Source organism: Hydrogenophaga sp. YM1, from assembly GCF_016903055.1.
Taxonomy (GTDB): domain Bacteria; phylum Pseudomonadota; class Gammaproteobacteria; order Burkholderiales; family Burkholderiaceae_C; genus Hydrogenophaga; species Hydrogenophaga borbori.
Genome location: NZ_CP070223.1, coordinates 4,473,902 through 4,492,312 on the forward strand (window position 1 = coordinate 4,473,902; position 18,411 = coordinate 4,492,312).

Annotated in this window: 20 protein-coding genes and 1 pseudogene; 7 read left to right on the forward strand and 14 right to left on the reverse strand. The window is 69.2% G+C overall.

All coding sequences use genetic code 11. The features are described from left to right. Nucleotides 1–101: 101 nt before the first annotated feature. The 12 genes and pseudogenes from rpsL to JNX00_RS21110 all read right to left on the reverse strand — a co-directional run bounded on the left by rpsL (nt 102) and on the right by JNX00_RS21110 (nt 9,459). Nucleotides 102–479 (reverse strand): 30S ribosomal protein S12, encoded by a 378-nt coding sequence (gene rpsL, locus JNX00_RS21055; protein WP_009516237.1) that lies wholly within the window; start codon nt 477–479, stop codon nt 102–104. A 118-nt stretch (nt 480–597) separates the two neighbouring features. After that, entirely contained in the window at nt 598–1,776 is a 1,179-nt protein-coding gene (locus tag JNX00_RS21060; RefSeq protein WP_070400839.1) for a D-alanyl-D-alanine carboxypeptidase family protein, read from the reverse strand. A 38-nt stretch (nt 1,777–1,814) separates the two neighbouring features. Beyond that, nucleotides 1,815–2,438: an alpha/beta hydrolase gene (locus JNX00_RS21065; protein WP_204743598.1), complete on the reverse strand. Its 624-nt coding sequence runs from the start codon at nt 2,436–2,438 to the stop codon at nt 1,815–1,817. 1 nt (nt 2,439) lies between these two features. Then, a complete protein-coding gene (locus tag JNX00_RS21070) occupies nt 2,440–2,793 on the reverse strand; it encodes a 2Fe-2S ferredoxin (protein ID WP_070400841.1) in 354 nt (117 codons plus the stop codon). A gap of 9 nt (nt 2,794–2,802) precedes the next feature. After that, nucleotides 2,803–3,879: a VanZ family protein gene (locus JNX00_RS21075; protein ID WP_345774103.1), complete on the reverse strand. Its 1,077-nt coding sequence runs from the start codon at nt 3,877–3,879 to the stop codon at nt 2,803–2,805. Nucleotides 3,880–3,929: 50 nt separating this feature from the next. Then, nucleotides 3,930–4,358 carry a CopD family protein gene (locus JNX00_RS21080; protein WP_070400843.1) on the reverse strand — a complete coding sequence of 143 codons (429 nt, stop codon included), beginning with the start codon at nt 4,356–4,358 and terminating at the stop codon, nt 3,930–3,932. Between the two features lie 327 nt (nt 4,359–4,685). Then, nucleotides 4,686–5,078, reverse strand: a pseudogene (locus tag JNX00_RS21085) (EscN/YscN/HrcN family type III secretion system ATPase); the annotation flags it as partial. Nucleotides 5,079–5,200: 122 nt separating this feature from the next. Beyond that, complete coding sequence (locus tag JNX00_RS21090; RefSeq protein WP_204743600.1) at nt 5,201–6,499, reverse strand: TRAP transporter large permease; 1,299 nt, start codon at nt 6,497–6,499, stop codon at nt 5,201–5,203. A gap of 13 nt (nt 6,500–6,512) precedes the next feature. Then, nucleotides 6,513–7,016: a TRAP transporter small permease gene (locus JNX00_RS21095; protein WP_204743601.1), complete on the reverse strand. Its 504-nt coding sequence runs from the start codon at nt 7,014–7,016 to the stop codon at nt 6,513–6,515. 6 nt (nt 7,017–7,022) lie between these two features. After that, nucleotides 7,023–8,075, reverse strand: a complete 1,053-nt coding sequence (gene dctP / locus JNX00_RS21100) for a TRAP transporter substrate-binding protein DctP (RefSeq protein ID WP_204743602.1) — start codon at nt 8,073–8,075, stop codon at nt 7,023–7,025. Between the two features lie 22 nt (nt 8,076–8,097). Further along, nucleotides 8,098–8,883, reverse strand: coding sequence for an alpha/beta hydrolase (locus tag JNX00_RS21105; RefSeq protein WP_204743603.1), 786 nt, complete (start codon nt 8,881–8,883; stop codon nt 8,098–8,100). Between the two features lie 3 nt (nt 8,884–8,886). After that, a complete protein-coding gene (locus JNX00_RS21110; RefSeq protein WP_116959960.1) occupies nt 8,887–9,459 on the reverse strand; it encodes a cupin domain-containing protein in 573 nt (190 codons plus the stop codon). Nucleotides 9,460–9,730: 271 nt separating this feature from the next. Between JNX00_RS21110 and JNX00_RS21115 the strand changes: the two genes are divergently transcribed. From JNX00_RS21115 to JNX00_RS21145, 7 genes are all read left to right on the forward strand, one after another. Further along, a complete protein-coding gene (locus JNX00_RS21115) occupies nt 9,731–10,651 on the forward strand; it encodes a LysR family transcriptional regulator (protein WP_204743604.1) in 921 nt (306 codons plus the stop codon). Nucleotides 10,652–10,701: 50 nt separating this feature from the next. Further along, nucleotides 10,702–10,932 carry a cysteine-rich CWC family protein gene (locus JNX00_RS21120; protein ID WP_070400846.1) on the forward strand — a complete coding sequence of 77 codons (231 nt, stop codon included), beginning with the start codon at nt 10,702–10,704 and terminating at the stop codon, nt 10,930–10,932. Continuing rightward, on the forward strand, nt 10,929–12,467 hold the full coding sequence (locus JNX00_RS21125; protein ID WP_204743605.1) for an MFS transporter: 1,539 nt from the start codon (nt 10,929–10,931) through the stop codon (nt 12,465–12,467). The genes JNX00_RS21120 and JNX00_RS21125 overlap by 4 nt, the downstream gene beginning before the upstream one ends. A gap of 29 nt (nt 12,468–12,496) precedes the next feature. Next, on the forward strand, nt 12,497–13,261 hold the full coding sequence (locus JNX00_RS21130) for a class II glutamine amidotransferase (RefSeq protein WP_070400848.1): 765 nt from the start codon (nt 12,497–12,499) through the stop codon (nt 13,259–13,261). 128 nt (nt 13,262–13,389) lie between these two features. Then, on the forward strand, nt 13,390–14,415 hold the full coding sequence (locus JNX00_RS21135; protein WP_204743606.1) for an ABC transporter substrate-binding protein: 1,026 nt from the start codon (nt 13,390–13,392) through the stop codon (nt 14,413–14,415). A gap of 1 nt (nt 14,416) precedes the next feature. Next, entirely contained in the window at nt 14,417–15,304 is an 888-nt protein-coding gene (locus tag JNX00_RS21140) for an ABC transporter ATP-binding protein (protein WP_204743607.1), read from the forward strand. A gap of 28 nt (nt 15,305–15,332) precedes the next feature. Beyond that, the gene (locus JNX00_RS21145) at nt 15,333–16,160 is read left to right on the forward strand and encodes an ABC transporter permease (protein ID WP_070400851.1); all 828 of its coding nucleotides are present in this window, start codon (nt 15,333–15,335) and stop codon (nt 16,158–16,160) included. A gap of 40 nt (nt 16,161–16,200) precedes the next feature. Here the strand turns inward: JNX00_RS21145 and JNX00_RS21150 are convergent, their stop codons facing one another. Together JNX00_RS21150 and JNX00_RS21155 are read right to left on the reverse strand one after the other, a co-directional pair. Beyond that, a complete protein-coding gene (locus tag JNX00_RS21150) occupies nt 16,201–17,655 on the reverse strand; it encodes a D-aminoacylase (RefSeq protein WP_204743608.1) in 1,455 nt (484 codons plus the stop codon). Further along, nucleotides 17,648–18,340: a GntR family transcriptional regulator gene (locus JNX00_RS21155; RefSeq protein WP_070400853.1), complete on the reverse strand. Its 693-nt coding sequence runs from the start codon at nt 18,338–18,340 to the stop codon at nt 17,648–17,650. Before JNX00_RS21155 ends, JNX00_RS21150 begins: the two co-directional genes overlap by 8 nt. Nucleotides 18,341–18,411: the final 71 nt, after the last annotated feature.

Here is an 18,411-nt window from a genome sequence, read left to right on the forward strand (position 1 = left end):
CACCCCGCAGACCCATCAGGAGCCTGCACTTACTCGGCCTTTGTTCAAGGCCACTACGCCGTTCCGGCTCGTCAAAACCGGGCGGCACCGAATGAGACCGATCAGGCCTTCTTGGGACGCTTGGCGCCGTACTTGGAGCGGGCCTGCTTGCGGTCTTTCACGCCCTGCAGGTCCAGCGAGCCACGCACGATGTGGTAGCGCACACCGGGAAGGTCTTTCACACGGCCGCCGCGAACCAGCACCACGCTGTGTTCCTGGAGGTTGTGGCCTTCACCGCCGATGTAGGAGATGACCTCGAAGCCGTTGGTCAGGCGGACCTTGGCAACTTTGCGAAGCGCCGAGTTCGGCTTCTTCGGGGTCGTGGTGTACACACGGGTGCACACGCCGCGGCGTTGCGGCGAGTTTTCCATGGCCGGGCTCTTGGATTTGGTCTTTTCGACCTCCCGGCCGTGGCGCACGAGTTGGTTGATGGTTGGCATTGAAAACGTCCCTAAACGTTTGAAAACGACAAAGCCTTTCGGAAAATTCCGAAAAGCCTACTAGTGTAGCACTGGCGCGTCAGCCGCGCCAAGCCGCCCCCCGCCCCCGGGGAACGGGTCACTGGATCCAGAGGCGGATCGCGTCCCAGGCGCGGCCGAAAATGCCCGCCTCCTCCACGGTCTCCAGCACCGTCAGTGGCACCTCCACGACGGGCTGACCCGCGGCGGTGGTCACGCGCAGCGTGCCGAGCGGCTGCCCTTTCTGCAGGGGCGCGACGAGGGGATCCGGGCGAACCACCGTCGATTTCAGGCCAGCGCCCTGGCCGGCCGGCACCGACACCACCACGCCTTCGGCGCGGCCGAGTTTGGCGGTGTCGGCCTTGCCCTTCCAGATGCGCGGCTCGGCCGCCGGCTGGTTGGCCGCCAGCAGGCGCACGGTATCGAACGCGGTGTACCCCCAGTTGAGCAGCTTCTGCGACTCGGCGGCCCGCGCGTTCTCGCTCGACGCGCCCAGCATCACCGACACCAGGCGGCGCTGGCCAGCCGGCCCATCGCCCAGGCCAGGCACCGGCCGGCGCGCGGTGGCCACCAGACAGTAGCCCGCCGCGTCGGTGTGACCGGTTTTCAGCCCGTCGACGGTCGGGTCCCGGAACAGCAGCAGGTTGCGGTTCGTGTCGTTGGTGGCGGGCGTGCCCGGGTAGCGATAGCGCTGGATGGAGTAGTAGCCGACGTATTGGGGGAAGTCGTTCATCAGCCGCGTGGCCAGCGTGGCCAGGTCGCGCGCCGTGGTGGTGTGGCCCGGGGCCGTCAGGCCCTCGACGTTGCGGTAGCTGGTGGCCGTCATGCCCAGCGCCTTGGCCTGCTGGTTCATGAGTTCCACGAAGCGCTCGACAGAGCCCGCCACGCCCTCGGCCAGCGCCACCGTGGCGTCGTTGCCCGACTGCACGATCATGCCCTTGATCAGGTCTTCGACCGGCACCTGCATGCGCGGCTCGATGAACATGCGCGAGCCCGGCATCTTCCAGGCGCGCTCGCTCACGCCGAAGGTCTGCGTGAGCGTGATCTTGCCGGCGCGCAGCGCGTCGAACACCAGGTAGGCCGACATGAGCTTGGTGAGCGAGGCCGGCTCCACCGGCGCGTCGGGCTCCTTGCTGGCCAACACCTGGCCGGTGGTCACGTCCAGCAGCAAATAGGAACGCGCCGCGATCTCGGGAGGTTGCGGCATCTGCGCCCAGGCAGGCGCCAGCGCGGCCAGCGACAGCGCCAGGCCGGCGATCAGGGAACGGAAACGGGTCATCAACGCAAAGTCCTCAAAAAAATCGGCGCCACCGCGGCTCAAGGCCGCCAATGGCGCCACACCAGCTCGCGCAGCAAGGGCAGCTGGCCATGGAAGAAGTGGCCGCCGCCCGGCACCACCACCACGGGCAGGGACTGCGGGCGAGCCCAGTCCATGACCGCGCTCAGCGGCACCGTGTCGTCAAGCTCGCCGTGAACGACCAGCGTTCGGGCCTGAAGTTCCTGCGGAACCGGCGCCACTTGAAATCGGCTGGCGGCGGTACCGACCAGGACCAACTCGCGGACGTCGCGCACGGGATGCAGGCGCTGCAGGGCCTGGCTGGTGACGTAGGAGCCGAAGGAGAAGCCGGCCAGGGCCAGGGGCCCGGAAGGCGCCTCCGACTGCACCACGGCCATCAGGTCGTCGGTCTCGCCGCGCCCCTCGTCGTACTGCCCGCCGGAGCGCCCCACGCCGCGGAAGTTGAAACGCACCGCCACCATGCCCGCCAGCACGGCCGCGCGCGCCAGGGTTTGCACCACTTTGTTGGTGAGCGTGCCACCGTGCAAGGGATGCGGATGGGCGATGACGGCCGTGGCGCGGGCCGCGCCCTCGGGCCGGTCGATGGCGAGCTCGATGGCGCCGGCCGGACCGTCGATCAGACGCGATTCGGTTTGCGCGTTCACCTCAGCGGCCCACGTCGGGAGGCGTCAGCAGCCGCTCGACCACGACGCCATCGCGCAGATGCGACTCGACGATTTCATCGATGTCCGCTTGATCGACATAGCTGTACCAGACGGCCTCCGGGTACACCACCGCGATCGGGCCACCCGCGCAGCGGTCAAGACAGCCCGCGCGGTTGACGCGCACGCCGCCCGGCCCGAGCAGGCCGAGGGCCTTGGCGCGCGACTTGCAACGGGCAAAAGCGTCTTCGGCCTTGTGGTCGGCGCAGCAGGCTTCGCCACCCTCGCGCTGATTGAGGCAGAAAAAAATATGCCGCTGATAGTAGGAAGCGGGAGGGGTAGCGGTGCCATCGGCCATGGCGCGATTCTAGGCCGCCGCCTCCTGGTGTCCTGGCGGACGCGCCACGGCCCGCAGCCCGAACAGAATGGCAGCAAAAGGCCACAGCCACCCCAGCCACTGCGACAGGCCGTGAAAGCGGATGAAACGCCCTTGCTCCCAGACCTCGAGCGACTGCACCATGTAGGGCACCTCGGGTGCGCGATTGAGCAGCGAGAGCGCCACGGCCAGGCACAGCAGCATCAGGGCGTGGCACATCCGCCGGGGAAGGGGCAGGCAGGCCAGCCCCACCACCAAGGCCGCGAGCATGCCGACCACCGCCACAGGACTGAGCCAGGCCCAGGCATGGTCCGGCCCGTGCGTCAGCGCCGACGACAGCCCCGCGACCAGCGTGGCGCCGCCAAAGAACAGCGGCAGGAACAGCACCCGCCGCCACCCGCCCTTCATGTCGCCGAAGGCCATAAGCAGCGGCGCCAGCAGGCTCAGCGCCACACAGAATGCCTGCGTCAGCAGACTCAACGGCACCACCGGCTCCGCACGCGTCGGCAACCACGCAAGGAACGGGGTGTCGCCGAGCCAGTCGGCCAGCGCCAGCATCAGGCGATCGGCCACCTGCCCCAACCCAAAGGGCACCGCAGCCGGGTACAGCAGGGCCAGCGGCCACAGCGCCAGCAGCACGAGCCCGCCGTGCGCCCCGGGCGCGAACCAACCGTCGCGAAAGCGGCCCCAGCGCGCCAGCACGCCCCAGCGGTCCAGCAGGACCATGAGACCGGCGCCCAGCGCGCCCCCGGTCGAATTCAGGCCGAAGTCCACGTTGGAGGGAACGCGCCCCGGCAAGAAGGTCTGCAGGCTCTCGACGAGGCCCGACAGCACCACGGCACCGCCGGCGCCCCACCAGAACGCCCCGCGACGCCAACCCAGCCGAAGGGCGGCCCCCACCATCAGGGCGCCCAGCGGCACATAGCCCACGAAGTTGGTCCAGAGGTCGAAACCCGTCCAGTACTGCGGCCACGGCGCCCACAACCAGGACCACGGCTCCACGCCCTGGACGCGCCAGCCCGTGAAGGGATAAAGACTGGCATAAGCGATCAGACCCGCGTACAGCACGGCCAAAGGCCAGGCCGACGTCCGAGAGCCCGTGACCATGGCGCCGGCGCTCAAAAGGGCTTGACTACCACCAGCACCACCGCCGCCACCAGCAGCAGCACCGGCGCCTCGTTGAACCAGCGGAACCAGACATGGCCGTGCCGCGACGCCCCGCGCTCGAAGCGCCGCAACAAGACGCCGCAGGCGTGGTGGTAGCCCAGCACCAGCACCACCACGAACAGCTTGGCATGCATCCAGCCATTGCCCGGCCCCCGCCCGATGCCATACCCCAGCCACAACCACAGCCCCAGCGCCAGCGCCGGCACCGCCAGCAGGGTGGTGAACCGCAGCAGCTTGCGAGCCATGAGCAGCAGGCGCGCCCGCTCGGCCACGCTTTCGGGCGGCACCATGGCCAGGTTCACAAAGACGCGCGGGAGGTAGAACAGGCCAGCAAACCAGCTGGCCACGAACACGATGTGAAAGGCTTTGACCCAGAGCATCCGGGCAGTGTAGTTCGCGCGATCCAACACCCTCTCAGCAGGCGAATGGACAAAAAAAACCCGGCCAGGGGCCGGGTTGGGAAGCCTTTTTGCTGTCACACACTAAGGCACCCGCTCAGGGAGGAAAAGCGGGAGGCACCTCTCGGCACCCGCCTCAATTTTACCTCAAAATCTTTGAATCTCCAACTTCACCCCTGTCAAATTTGACAGTCCATGCAACGGAGACATGATCCGACCGGTCGGTCGCACGGCCGGTACAACGGTACCACCGATGCAGCGGCCGACGGCCGCGGGCAAGAAGGGAAATGCAAGGGCCCGCTGGGCGGCTCAGGCCGCCAGGGTCCGCAGTTGCTTGATCGCGGCGTCGAAGCCCGACAACTCGTGTATGGGCTGCCGCAAAAAGGCGTTGATGGCCTCGCGGCGTTCGATCGCCACATCGGCCACCCGATCGGCGCCCTTCTTGTACTCGCCGACTTTCAGCAACAGCTCGATCTCGTCGTACTTCGCCAGCAGCTCGCGCACCCGGCCGGCCGCGGCCTTGTGCTGAGGGGATACCAGGGCGCCCATCACCCGCGAGGCCGAGGCCAGCACGTCGATGGCCGGGTAGTGGTTGGCCGCCGCCAGCTCGCGCGACAGCACGATGTGCCCATCGAGAATGGACCGGGTCTCGTCGGCCACTGGTTCGGTCATGTCGTCGCCCTCCACCAGCACGGTGTAGACCCCACCGGTTTGGGCGGTCGCCTAGTCCGAATGACGGTCAAAGCCCTGCCACAGCCGACCGGAGCGGTTCTCCCAGGGGTATCCGCACCCGCGGCCGTGGCAAGCCAGCCCATGCCCGGGACTCACATCCGCGAGGGCAGCCAGGTCGCCAGCGCGGGCCAGGTGTGGATGGTCCAGGCCAGCAGCAGGATGAGGATCCAGTAGGGCGCCACGCCGCGGAAGATCTCCTGCACCTTGAGCAACGGGTCGGGCACCGCCGCCTTCACCACGAAGACGCTGATGCCGAACGGGGGCGTGAGCACGCCGGCCTCGATCACCAGGATGCCGATCAGGGCGAACACGATGGGATCGAACCCCATGGACATGGCGATGGGCCAGAAGATCGGCACCGTGAGCAGCATGATGGAAATGCTGTCGATCAGCATGCCGAGCACGAACCAGACCACCACCATGAACAGCATGGTGCCCGTGGGCCCCAGGCCCCAGGCCTGCAGCAGCGCCTGCACTTCCTGCGGAATGCCGTTGAGCGCGACCAGCTTGCTGAACATGGTGGCCGTGAGCAGCAGCAGCATGATGGGCGTGACCGTGTGGCCGGCCTCGACGAAGGCGCCCCGGATGCCGGTCCAGCGCATGCCCTTGAGCCAGGCCACCACCAGCGCACCCATGAGGCCCACCGCGCTGCCCTCGGTGGGCGTGAAGTAGCCGAACCAGATCCCGCCCAGCGTGACCACGATGAGCGCCCCCACGCCGGCCGCGCCCAGCGCCGCGCCGCGCTCGGCCGGCGCTGCCGCGTCGTCGCTCTCCGGGGCCGCGTCGGGCCGCAGCTTCGCGTAGACGCCGCAGTACAGCGCGTACATCAGGGCCAGCAGCAGGCCCGGCACCACGCCGGCCGCAAACAGCTTGCCCACCGACTGCTCGGTGAGTATGGCCCAGACGATCATGAACACCGACGGTGGGATGAGCAGGCCCAGCACCGAACTGCCCGCGATGCAGCCGGTGGCGAAGCTGCGGCTGTAGCGGTGGTCGCGCATCACGGGATAGGCCACGTGGCTGAAGGCCGCCGCCGAGGCCACGCCGACGCCGGTCACAGCCGCGAACACGGCGTTGCCGCCCACGGTCGCCACGGCCAGGCGGCCGGGCACGCCGCGCAGGCGCCGGTTGATCACACTGAACAGGTCGGCCGCCGCGCCGCAGTGCGCGATCAACATGCCCATCACCGTGAAGCAGGGGATCACCACCAGGTTGTAGTCCTTGATGCCGGAGAGCGCCGTCTGGCCCACCAGGTCCATGGCCGGCCACACGCCGCCGAGCGCGAAGTAAAGGCCGAACAGCGCGCTGCCGGCGAAGGCGAACACCACCGGCACGCCCAGGATGACAAGGGCCACCAGCACGAACAGCGCGGCCCAGGTTTCGAAGAACATGGCGAATCTCCTCTCAATCGGCCGGGACCGGCTCGCTCGGTCCGCGGCCGCGCCAGGCGTCCGCGCACAAGCGCAGGCAGACCAGCGCGCCCACGGACCACAAGAGCAAGGTGCCGAAGCGCAGGGGCCAGGCGGGCAGCCGGAACGCGTCGTTGCCGTAGAACTCCGCGCTTCGCCAGCCTTCGATGGCGGGCGCCCAGCCCGAGGCCAGGAAGGTGGCGAACACCAGCGCGCCGATCAGCCAGGCGGCGCCCACGAGTGCGCCGGCCGCGCGGGCCGGCAGGCGCTCCAGCAGGAAGGTGACGCGCAGCAGCTTGCCGCGGCGCATGGCGCTGGGCGCTTGCAGGAAGGTCAGCAGCACCAGGCCGGCACCGGTCAGCTCGGCCGTGCCCGCGAACGGGTGGTTGAACAGCAACCGGCCCGCGACGTCATAGCAGATGACCAGGGTGAGCAGCGCGAGCAGCGCGGCACCGATGGCGTGCAGCGCCTTCAGCAACGTGTCGAATGGGTTCTTCACGGCGGCTCAGAGCGGGTAGGCGATGGGGAACTTGTAGCCGGCTTCCTCGAGGAAGCGGACATAGGTCTTGAGGACCTGCGTCGCGGGCTGCCCCTTGGCGTCGAGCTCCTTGGCGGCGCGGCCCGGCAGGTCCTTCACGAGCTCCGCCCAGCGGCGTTTCTCGGCATCGGACAGCGCATGGATCTGCGTGCCCGAACCGCGCAGGCGAGCCTCGATGTCCAGGTCGCGCTGGCGGCTGGCGGCCGCGATCTTCGCGGTCGCCTCTTCGGCCACCTCGTCGATGATGGCGATCACCTCTTTCGGCAGGCGCGCGCGGGTGTTCAGGTTCATGAACGACACGAAGGTGCTGTAGGAGCCGAAGCCGGTCTTGGTCCAGACCTTGGCCACCTCGCGCAGCTTGAAGGCTTCCATGCCAGAGACCATGAACAGGCTGCCGTCGGCCAGGCCGTTCTGCATGGCCTGGTAGTGTTCGCCGATGCCCAGCGTCACGGGCACCGCGCCCGTGGGCATGAACAGCGGCGCGTTGGTACCGGCCATGGCGATGCGCTTGCCCTTGAGCTCATCCACGCGCTGCCAGTCGAAGCTGGTGGCCACGCCATAGGCCTCGGTCACCATCTGCGCCAGGATGTGCGCGTTGTAGGGTTTCACGCTCTCCTGCAGCGCCGGCACTTCCTTCAGCATGCGCGAGGCCACCTTCTGCTGCAGCACCGGGTCGTCGGCGGTGAAGGGCATGTAGGCGCTGTAGTTCAGCAGGCCGGCGCGCGCCTGCTCGAAGCCGATCGGCGACAGGCCGATGTCCAGCGAACCCTTCTGCACGGCCTCCAGAGCGCCGTCGACCTTGGCGACGCTGCCGCCCCAGGCCTTGATGAAGCGCAGGTTGTGCCCGGTGCGCGCCTTCACGCGCTGGCTCACCTCGTCGGCGAAGAAGCCGTCGTACACGCTGATGTAGGTCAGGCCGGTGGTGTGCCCGCCGCCCATGCGCAGGGTGAAGTTGTCGGCGTGGGCGATCGACGCGGCGAGGGCCAGCGCGGCGGCCAGCAGGGAATGGGCGAATGTCATGGCTTGTCTCCTCGGATAGGGGTCATTCGAAACTGAGGTCGAGCAGCAGGCTCTCGTAGGCCTCGGGGTTGAGCAGGTGCGGGTAGTGGCCGCCGCTCTGCAGGCGCACGTGGCGCGACCCGGGGTAGCGCTCACGCAGGCGATCGCGCGCCTCGGGCGGGATCAGCGGATCGTCGGCGCAGTCCAGCACCACGATCTGCGACGGCTCCAGGGGCAGTGGGGGACAGGCGCGCGCCTGCGTCACGCCGGCGAAGCGCGAGTGCAGGCTGGCCGGCGACTGGCGCCTGGCCAGCATCACGCGCTGCAGCTGCTGCAGCGGCGACACCGGCGCGCTGGCCACGCGCTCCAGCCAGGTGGCGTGCAGCGCCTCGGGCGACACGCCCGCCACCCAGGCGGGGTCGAACAGCGGGTTGGCGGCCAGGTCGCCGCCGTCCGTGAAGCCGTTGCCGATGACCAGGCGGCGCACCTGCTGCGGGTACTGCAGGGCGAAGAACTGCGCCCACCAGGCGGCGAAGGACGAGCCCACCACCACGCAGGGCGGCAGTCCCAGGTGGTCGACCACGGCCTTCAGGCCGTCGGCCAGGCGCGGGGCCTCGGGCAGCGCCGGGTAGGTCACGGCGATCAGGCGCAGCCGCTCGCCCAGCGACAGCAGGGTGCGAACGAACATCGCGCCATCGCCCACGGAGCCGGGCAGCAGCACCACCGCCGGCCCCTTGCCGGCGGTGTCGAGCCAGCGCCACTCGACGCCATCGACCTCGAGCGAAGACCAGGCGTAGCGGCTTTCCAGCCGGTCGAGCATTTCCTGCATGGCTCAGTACTTTCCGTCGGCCGACATGAAGCCTTCGGCGATCAAGCGCTCGTGCGCCTCGGGCGAGAACTCGGCCTGCGGCGCGTCGCCGCCGATCACGAACATCAGCCAGTGCGTCTTGTCCGGCTCGCCGAAGCTCACGTTCTCGAACCGGCGCTGCACACCGGCGGGAAAGGAGATCACGTCGAACGGACCGAGGTCGAAGCTCTCGACCTGACCGTCCACCTCCCACGAGCAGCGCCACTGCCCCGTCATGGGCATGAAGGTCTCGTTGGTGTCGTGGTTGTGCATCATCGGGCCCTTGCCCGGCGCGGCCTCGCAGAAGCCCAGGTTGAAGCCTTCGCTGATCTTGATGTGCGCGGCCTCGGCCGCCTCGTCGCCCACGGGGGACACGACCACCGTGCCATCGGATTTCTTCGGCGGCTGGAAGCCGATGATGTTGTAGAGCTTGCGCAGCGCGCTCGGGTGGCGGCTGTCGGGCAGGCCGCCGTCGTGGCCGCGGATCTCGCTGAACAGCGCGACGCGCTGGCGCATCTGCTCTCGCGTGACGCGGATGGTGGGGATCTTCTGTTCCATGGTGGGTCTCCTGAAGGGAAGCGGCGCGCAGGCAGGCGGCACGCAGCCGCGCGCGATGCGGTGTCGCACGAAAGGCGCGGCTCGTCGCCGCGGAGTGAAGGGGAGGGAAAGGCCGCGTGGCGCGGGCGCGCGCTAGCGGCGCGCGGCGCCACCGGCCGGTGGGGAATGCATGGCTTGTCTCCGTTGTTCTCTGCTGTCCTTGATTAAACTCAAACGAGGCCTTCGATCGCAATTCGCCACACCGATAGCCGCCATCGACAAGACGATCCCCATGAGGCTACGCGACCTGGACCTGAACCTGCTGGTGGCGCTGGACGCGCTGCTGCGCGAGGCGCATGTCACGCGAGCCGCGGCACGGCTGGAGATGAGCCAGTCGTCGATGAGCCTGGCCCTGTCCAAGCTGCGCACGGTGTTCAACGACCCGCTGCTGGTGAAGAGCGGCAGCGGCCTGGTGCTCACCGCGCGCGCGCAGGAGATCGCGCCGCGCCTGGCCGACACGCTGCGCCACGTCGACGCGCTGATGCACGAGCGCCGCGACTTCGATCCCTCGCAGGCGCACGACACGGTCACGCTGATCGTCACCGACTACATCGACTTCGTGGTGGTGCCGTCGCTGGTGAAGGAACTCGCGCGGCGCGCGCCCCACGTGATCCTGCGCATCGTCGGCCCCAACCCCACGCGCTTCGGCGAGATCTTCAGCAGCGGCGAAGTGGACGTGTCCATCACCTACTTCCCCAATCCCCCCGCCAGCCTTCGCGTGCGCCCGCTGTTCCGCGACCGCCTCGTGGGCGTGGCCCGGCGCGGCCATCCGCTGCTGTCCGGCGCCATGGACCTGCGGCGCTTCTGCGACCAGGGCCACGTGATCGTCGAGCCCGGCCAGGCCACCATGTACAACGCGCAGATCGAGCAGGCGCTCGAGCGCGCGGGCCGCCCCCGGCGCACGGTGATGTCCAAGCCCACCTTCCTGGGCATTCCCTTCATCATCGAGCAGACCGACCTGATCGCCACCGTGCCCGAGAAAGTCGCCAAGGGGTTCACCCAGTTCACCGACATCGAGATCTTCGAGCCGCCGCTGGACCTGGAGCCGTTCGGGGTCGTGCTGCTGTGGCACGACCGCACACACAACAACCCCCTGCAACGCTGGTTCCGCGAACTGGTGATCGAGCTCTTCCAGGACCCCGAGCACCCCTGATCGCCCCGTCCCGCGCAGCGGCGACAATGGCGCGGCGGATACTCCCTCCCATGCCCGCCCACCCGCCCACCCCCATCGACGCGACGCGCTGCCCCTTGTGCGGCGGCGACAACCGCTGCGCGGTGGAGATCGAGAAGGCCACCGGCGAGCCGCAGCCACCGTGCTGGTGCGTGAGCGAAACCTTCAGCCCCGAGCTGCTCGCCCGCATCCCCGAGGCGGCGCGCCGCCAGGCCTGCGTCTGTCAGGCCTGCGTGCGCCAGGCGCTGGCACCCCGCCCATGAGCGAACCGCCCGCACCACCGCCCTCGCCCCACGGGCTGCCCGCGCTGCGCGAACGCTACGGACCGCGCTACCGCTGGCTGCTGCTGCTCGCCGTCATGGTGGGCACCATGGCGTCCATCATGTCGTCCACCGTGGTCAACGTGGCCATCCCCGACATGAGCCAGCACTTCACGCTGGGCCAGGAGCGCGCGCAATGGGTCAGCTCGGGCTTCATGGCGGCGATGACCGTGTCCATGCTCACCACGCCCTGGCTGCTGGCGCGTTATGGCTACCGCGCCACCTATTCGGGCTGCATGTGGCTGCTGCTGGTGGGCGGCATGGCCGGCGGCCTGGCCAACCACTACCCGCTGGTGCTGGCCGCGCGCGTGGCCGAGGGCCTGGCGGCGGGCGTGGTGCAGCCCATCCCGGCCATCATCATCCTGCGCGCCTTCGACTCGACCGAGCAGGGCCGCGCCAGCGGCGTCTTCGGCATGGGCGTGGTGCTGGCGCCGGCGCTGGGGCCCAGCATCGGCGGCGTCCTGGTGGACTGGTTCGGCTGGCGCTCCATCTTCTTCATGGTGGTGCCGTTCTGCATCGCCTCGCTGTGGATGGCGCGCAAGCTCATCCCCACCTCCGCGCCCGGCGGCCAGGCCGCCAACCGCGCGGGCGCCGCGCTCGACTGGCGCGGCCTGCTGCTGGCCGCCGCGGGCACCTTGTGCCTGCTCAATGGCCTGGTGGAACTGCAGGGCGGCACGCCGCTCACCGCGGCCACGCTGCTGCTGACGGCCGGCGCCTTGCTGCTGGTCTTCGTCTGGCTGGCGCGGCGCATGCTGCAGGCGCACCGCCACGCGCACGGGCCCGAGCCGCTGATGAACCTGAGCCTGTTCGCCGACCGCCGCTTCGCCATGGGCAGCCTGGTGGCCTTCATCTACGGCGTGGCGCTGTTCGGCTCCACCTACCTGCTGCCGGTGTACATGCTGATGGGCCTGCAGCTCTCGCCTTCCGTGGTGGGCACGGTGCTGCTGCCTTCGGGCCTGGTGCTGGCGGTGACGATCGCCAGCGTCGGCCGCCTGGCCGACCGCCAGCCCACGCACCGCCTGGTGTGCATCGGCCTGGTGCTGCTGGCGGCCTCGTTCGCGCTGATGGTCACGATCCGGCTGGAGCACGCGGCGCGCATCATCCCGCTGCTGGTGCTCTGGGCCATCGTCGGGCGCATCGGGCTGGGCTTCATCCTGCCCTCGCTCAACATCGGCGCCATGCGCGGGCTGGGCCACGCCCACATCCCGCAGGGCGCCAGCGTCATCAACTTCCTGCGCATGCTGGGCGGCGCGGCGGGCGTGAGCCTGTGCGGCATCTTCCTGGAGTGGCGGCTGGCCGCGCACGGCGCGCCGCTCGACGCCTCGCCCACCACGCCGTCGCGCCTCGCGGCCTTCGACGAAACCTTCCTCATGCTCGCGGCCATCTGCGCGCTGGCCCTGCTGGCCGCCGCCCGGCTGAAGCCCCCGGGCCCCGCCGAACCGCCATCGCCGCCCGAACGGCATACTGCCCGGGGATAGGCCGCCAGCGAAAGGGCAGAATCCGCGCCATGTGCCAACTGCTGGGACTCAACTGCGCCACGCCCACCGACGCCTCGTTCAGCTTCACGGGCTTCTGCGACCGCGGCGGCAAGACCGACCACCACGCCGACGGCTGGGGCATCGCCTTCTTCGAGGGCAAGGGCCTGCGCCTCTTCATCGACCACCGCAGCGCACACGACTCGCCCATGGCGGCCTTCCTGCAGGGCTACCCGCTCAAGAGCCGCAACATCATCGCCCACGTTCGCAAGGCCACCATCGGCGAGGTGGCGCTGGAGAATGCCCACCCCTTCGTGCGCCAGCTCTGGGGCCGCCAGTGGGTGTTCGCGCACAACGGCGACCTGAAGGACTACGAGCCGAACCTGCACAGCCACTTCCGCCCCGTGGGCAGCACCGACAGCGAACGCGCCTTCTGCTGGCTGATGCAGGAAATGGCCAAGTCGCACGCGTCCCTGCCCAGCGTGGACGAGCTCACCCGCACCCTGCGCGAACTGGTGCCGCAGGTGCGCCGCTTCGGCAGCTTCAACTTCCTGCTCTCCAACGGCGAAGCCCTGTGGGCGCACTGCAGCACCCACCTGCATTGGCTGGTGCGCCAGCACCCGTTCTCGCTGGCCACGCTGAAAGACCGCGACTGGACGGTGAACTTCGCCGAGCTCAACCACCCCGGCGACCGCGCGGCGGTGATCGTGACCACGCCGCTCACCCGCAACGAGGTGTGGACCCCCTTCGCGCCCGAGGAGCTCAAGGTCTTCGTGGACGGGCTGCCGGTGGCCTGAAGGCGGCCTGAGGCGGGGCTAAGGGCAATCCCCAGTCCCGCGCCGCGCGACTGGGAAACCCCCCGGACTATCATCGCCGGGCCACCACCCCAGCGGGGCCACCCGCCCCGCCCCTCAGGAGACCCGACATGCAACGACGCCACTTCGTCGCCGGCGGCCTCGCCGCCGCCGCCCTGCCCCGTTTCGCCGCCGCGCAGGGCCTGGAAAAGCCCAAGTGCACCATCGCCGTGGGCGGCAAAAACCTCTTCTACTACCTGCCGCTGACCATCGCCGAGCAGCTGGGCTACTTCAAGGACGAGGGCCTGGACCTGACCATCGTCGACTTCGCCGGCGGCTCGCGCGCCCTGCAGGCCGTGGTCGGCGGCAGCGCCGACGTGGTGTCGGGCGCCTTCGAGCACACGGTGAACATGCAGTTCAAGGGCCAGCCCATGCGCGCCTTCGTGCTGCAGGGCCTGGCGCCGCAGATCGTGCTGGGCGTGAACCCCAAGACCATGGCCAACTTCAAGACCGTGGCCGACCTCAAGGGCAAGAAGATCGGCGTGACCGCGCCGGGCAGCTCCACCAACGTGCTGGTGAACTTCGTGCTGGCCAAGGCCGGCCTCAAGCCCAGCGACGTCAGCATCGTCGGCGTGGGGGCGAGCAACGGCGCCGTGGCCGCCATGCGCGCGGGCCAGATCGACGCCATCAGCAACCTCGACCCGGTCATCACCCTGCTGCAGCGCTCGGGCGACCTGAAGATCGTCTCGGACACGCGCATCGTGAGCGAGGCCGAGAAGGTGTTCGGCGGCCCTATGCCCGCGGCCTGCCTGTACTGCCCGCAGCCCTTCATCGACAAGAACCCGAACACCGTGCAGGCCATGGCCAACGCCATCGTGCGCGCCAACAAGTGGATCCAGAAGGCCGGCGCGGGCGACATCATCAAGGTGGTGCCCGAGAGCTACCTGCTCGGCGACCGCGCGGTCTACATCGACGGCTTCCTGGCCGCGCAGAAGGCGCTGTCGCCCGACGGCCTGTTCCCCACCAAGGGCCCCGAGACCGCCTTCCGGGCCCTGGGCAGCGTGGACGCCGCCATCGCCAAGGCCAAGCTCGACCTGAGCGCGGTCTACACCAACAGCTTCGCGCAGAAGGCCAACGCCAAGTACCCGAAAGGCTGAGATGTCGGCACCAGCGATCGAACTGCAGGGCGTCGCCTGCACCTTCATCAGCAAAGACGCCCCGGGCCAGCGCTACACCGCCGTCGACCAGGTGGACCTGCGGGTCGGTGCGGGCGAGTTCGTGAGCGTGGTGGGCCCCACCGGCTGCGGCAAGAGCACGCTGCTCAACGTCGCGGCCGGCCTGCTGGAGCCGAGCAGGGGCAGCGCGCGCATCTTCGGCGAGCCGCTCAAGGGCATCAATTCGCGCGCGGGCTACATGTTCCAGGCCGAAAGCCTGATGCCCTGGCGCACCGCGCTCGAGAACGTGATGGCCGGCCTGCAGTTCCGCGGCGTGGGCGCCGCCCAGGCGCGCGAACAAGCCGACGGCTGGCTGCGCCGCGTCGGCCTGGGCGGCTTCGGCGACCGCTACCCGCACCAGATGAGCGGCGGCATGCGCAAGCGCGCCAGCCTGGCGCAGACCCTGGTGCTCGACCCCGACATCATCCTCATGGACGAGCCCTTCTCGGCCCTGGACATCCAGACGCGCCAGCTGATGGAGAACGAGGTCCTGCAGCTGTGGTCGGGCGACGAGCGCCGGGCCGCACCCAGCTCGGCGCGCGCCCCCTCGGGGGAGCAGCGCGAAGCGCCAGGGGGCCATGCCCGCAAGGCGGTGCTTTTCATCACGCACGACCTGGACGAAGCCATCGCCATGAGCGACCGCGTGGTGGTGATGTCGGCCGGCCCCGCCAGCCGCCCCATCGGCGACTTCACCATCGACATGCCGCGCCCGCGCGACGTGGCCGAGGTCAAGACCACGCCGCGCTTCCTCGAACTGCACGCCGCCATCTGGGCCGTGCTGCGCGACGAGGTGCTCAAGGGCTACCAGCAACAACTGCGCAAGGCCGCCTGAGCGCGGCCCTTCACCGCCCCGTCATCGCATGTGGAAGTTCATCAAGCCCCGTCCGGGCAACCTCACCCTGTGGCAGCTGGCGCTGCTGGTGCTCATCTTCGTGTTCTGGCACGTGATGACCACGCCCGGCCTGGTGCCGACCTTCATGTTCGACAACGACCGCCAGGCCGCGTTCTTCTTCGGCGAGCCGCTGAAGATATTCGCCCGCATCTGGGCCTGGTTCGTCGGCGACGCCGACATCTACGTGCACCTGTGGATCACGCTGGCCGAGACGCTGATGGCCTTCGGCATCGGCGCCGTCACGGGGCTGGCGGGCGGGCTGTGGCTGGCGCTGTCGCCCATGGCCTCGGCCATCCTGGAGCCCTACATCAAGGCGCTCAATTCCATGCCGCGCATCATCCTGGCGCCCATCTTCGCGGTCTGGTTCGGCCTGGGCATGGGCTCCAAGGTGGCGCTGGGCGTCACGCTGGTGTTCTTCATCGTCTTCTTCAACGTCTACCAGGGCGTGAAGGAGGTGAGCCCGGTGGTGCTGGCCAACGCGCGCATGCTGGGCGCCAGCCAGAAGCAGCTGCTGCGCCACGTCTACCTGCCCAGTGCCACGAGCTGGGTGTTCAGTTCCCTGCACACCAGCGTGGGCCTGGCCTTCGTGGGCGCGGTGGTGGGCGAGTACCTGGGCTCCTCGCAGGGCGTGGGCTACCTCATCCTGCAGGCCGAGGGCCAGTTCGACATCAACACGGTGATGGCGGGCATCCTGGTGCTCACCGCCTTCGCGCTGGTGCTGGACGCGATGGTGGGGCGCATCGAGAAGCGGTTGATGAAGTGGCAGCCCAAGGCCGGGGAAACGGAGAAGCTGTAAGCGTCCGGCCCGCGGCCGGAACGCGGTGGGTGGCGCGGCCTCAGTCGGGTCTTCGCAGCACCTGGCCAGGGCGCGCCCCGGTGGCCTGACCGTCCGCGTACACCTTGCGCCCGTTGACGAACACCGACCGGATGCCACGCGCCGGGGTCGCCGGCGCATCGAAGCTGGCGGTGTCGATGATGTCGTCGGCGCTGAACAGAACCATGTCGGCAAACGCTCCTTCGCGGATCTCGCCACGGTCCACCAGCCCGAAATGCCGGGCGGACATGCCCGTCATCTTGTGCACGGCGGTCTCCAGCGGGAACAGTTTCAGGTCGCGCGAGTAGTGCCCCAGCACGCGGGGGAAGGTCCCCCACAGGCGCGGATGCGGGTGGGTGTCGCTCGGCAAGCCATCCGAGCCGATCATGCTGCGCGGGTGCTTGAGGATGGCCTGCACGTCGGCCTCGTCCATCATGAAGTAGATGCCCCCCGCGGGTTGAAGACGGTCGGCCATGGCCTTCATGCTCAGGCCGCGCTCCGCCGCGAGTTCGGCGAGGTCACGTCCCGCCGCCGTGGGCTCGGCCTGTGACCAGCTGATACGGATGCGGCTCGCGTCGGAAAATTTCTCGACGTCGAGCACGCTCGACGCGGCGTCGTAGGGGTACACGTCCAGCCCCGTGGGGTGCCGGGCGTTCGCCTCGTCGATGAGCGCCAGCGTTTCTGGCGCGCGGCCAAAGTTGCGCGTGCCGCAGCATTTGTGGTGCGACACGACCACCGGAACGCCCGTCTCGCGGCCGATGCGGAAGGTCTCTCGCAGCGACTCGTCGATGTGGTCCGCTTCGTTGCGCATGTGGGTGGTGTAGAGCGCGCGCGGCCGACCCCGCATGGCTTCGGTGATCGCGATCACCTCTTCCGTGCTGGATGCATCGGCCGTCCGGTAGAACAGGCCGGTCGACAGGCCGATCGCGCCCGCATCCAGGCTGGCGTCGAGCAGGCGGCGCATGGCGGAGATTTCGTCCGGCGTGGCCGGGCGGCGCAGATCGCTCATGGTGGCCACACGCAAGGTCGAGTGCCCCACCTGGGCCGCGACGTTCACCGCCGCGGGTTCGGCCGACAGGTAGGCCAGGTAGTCGGCAAAACGCGCGAAGAAGGCGCGCGGATCGCCGCTGAGCAGGTCCAGCGGCGGCGGCGGCCGCTGCTCCAGCGACAAGGGGGCCAGGCTCACCCCGCAATTGCCGGTGACCACCGTGGTCACGCCTTGGCTGATCTTGCACAGGTGGATCGGGTCGTCGATCACCACGCGATCGTCGTGCGTGTGCACGTCGATGAAACCCGGGGCAAGCACCTGGCCCTTGGCGTCGATCTCCACCGCTGCGCGTGCCTCGATGCGGTCCGCCACCTGCACGATGCGGTCGCCGCACACGGCGACGTCGGCGACGCGTGCGGGGGCGCCGGTGCCATCGATCACCGTCGCCTGGCGAATCACCAGATCGGGCACCGTCGAGGCCTCAACCATGTGTCGTCTCCTTGTTGGTGAACATGCCCACCAGGAAGCTGGTGGCCTCGACGAAATGCCGGTCCAGCCCCCTGAGCGCACGGGCCTCATCGCGGCTGGCGATGCCCTCCATCACGTCCTCGTGCTGGCGGCGAAAGCCCTCGGCCGACAGATGCGGCCCGCCGGCGTGCGCCATGTACAGCAGCATCTTGTGTTCGATCAGCGCGAAGTGCCGCGACAGCAGGCTGTGGTGCGCCATGGCCACGATCTGCTGGTGCATGGCGAGGTCCAGGTGGTACGCCAGGCCGACGTCCTGGTTGGCGGCGGCGGCCAGGGCGCGCTCGTACCGCGCTCGCAACTCGGCGACTTCTGCATCGGAGGCGTGCACGATCGCCTGCCGCACGGCGAGCTGCTCGAGTGACTCGCGGATGGTTTCCAGCTCCTCGGCCCCGCGCACCGTCACCGGCATCACGATGGTGCCGCGAAAGCTCTCCTGTTCCAGGAGTCCTTCCTGGATCAAGGTCTGCAGGGCCGCGCGCACCGTGCTGCGGCTCAGGTTCAGTCCCTCGGCCACCTTGGTCTCCACCACACGCTCCCCCGGCATGAACAGGCCGTTGAGGATGGACCGCACGATGGCCTGCTTCGCTTGATGCTGCAGGCTGTCGCGGCTCACGGGGGCCAGGTCGGACAGGGGGCTTGCGTCCATTTCAAAGCTCACGGTTTCTCCTTTGGCGCGGCCTTTTCATGGCCACCGCGCGGGCGGATTATGCCCAAGAG

Bases quoted from the DNA above. Each gene is read 5' to 3' on its own strand.
- rpsL (WP_009516237.1), bottom strand. From the start codon at position 479: ATGCCAACCATCAACCAACTCGTGCGCCACGGCCGGGAGGTCGAAAAG.
- JNX00_RS21060 (WP_070400839.1), bottom strand. From the start codon at position 1,776: ATGACCCGTTTCCGTTCCCTGATCGCCGGCCTGGCGCTGTCGCTGGCC.
- JNX00_RS21070 (WP_070400841.1), bottom strand. From the start codon at position 2,793: ATGGCCGATGGCACCGCTACCCCTCCCGCTTCCTACTATCAGCGGCAT.
- JNX00_RS21080 (WP_070400843.1), bottom strand. From the start codon at position 4,358: ATGCTCTGGGTCAAAGCCTTTCACATCGTGTTCGTGGCCAGCTGGTTT.
- JNX00_RS21090 (WP_204743600.1), bottom strand. From the start codon at position 6,499: ATGTTCTTCGAAACCTGGGCCGCGCTGTTCGTGCTGGTGGCCCTTGTC.
- dctP (WP_204743602.1), bottom strand. From the start codon at position 8,075: ATGACATTCGCCCATTCCCTGCTGGCCGCCGCGCTGGCCCTCGCCGCG.
- JNX00_RS21105 (WP_204743603.1), bottom strand. From the start codon at position 8,883: ATGCAGGAAATGCTCGACCGGCTGGAAAGCCGCTACGCCTGGTCTTCG.
- JNX00_RS21110 (WP_116959960.1), bottom strand. From the start codon at position 9,459: ATGGAACAGAAGATCCCCACCATCCGCGTCACGCGAGAGCAGATGCGC.
- JNX00_RS21115 (WP_204743604.1), top strand. From the start codon at position 9,731: ATGAGGCTACGCGACCTGGACCTGAACCTGCTGGTGGCGCTGGACGCG.
- JNX00_RS21120 (WP_070400846.1), top strand. From the start codon at position 10,702: ATGCCCGCCCACCCGCCCACCCCCATCGACGCGACGCGCTGCCCCTTG.
- JNX00_RS21125 (WP_204743605.1), top strand. From the start codon at position 10,929: ATGAGCGAACCGCCCGCACCACCGCCCTCGCCCCACGGGCTGCCCGCG.
- JNX00_RS21130 (WP_070400848.1), top strand. From the start codon at position 12,497: ATGTGCCAACTGCTGGGACTCAACTGCGCCACGCCCACCGACGCCTCG.
- JNX00_RS21135 (WP_204743606.1), top strand. From the start codon at position 13,390: ATGCAACGACGCCACTTCGTCGCCGGCGGCCTCGCCGCCGCCGCCCTG.
- JNX00_RS21140 (WP_204743607.1), top strand. From the start codon at position 14,417: ATGTCGGCACCAGCGATCGAACTGCAGGGCGTCGCCTGCACCTTCATC.
- JNX00_RS21145 (WP_070400851.1), top strand. From the start codon at position 15,333: ATGTGGAAGTTCATCAAGCCCCGTCCGGGCAACCTCACCCTGTGGCAG.
- JNX00_RS21150 (WP_204743608.1), bottom strand. From the start codon at position 17,655: ATGGTTGAGGCCTCGACGGTGCCCGATCTGGTGATTCGCCAGGCGACG.
- JNX00_RS21155 (WP_070400853.1), bottom strand. From the start codon at position 18,340: ATGGACGCAAGCCCCCTGTCCGACCTGGCCCCCGTGAGCCGCGACAGC.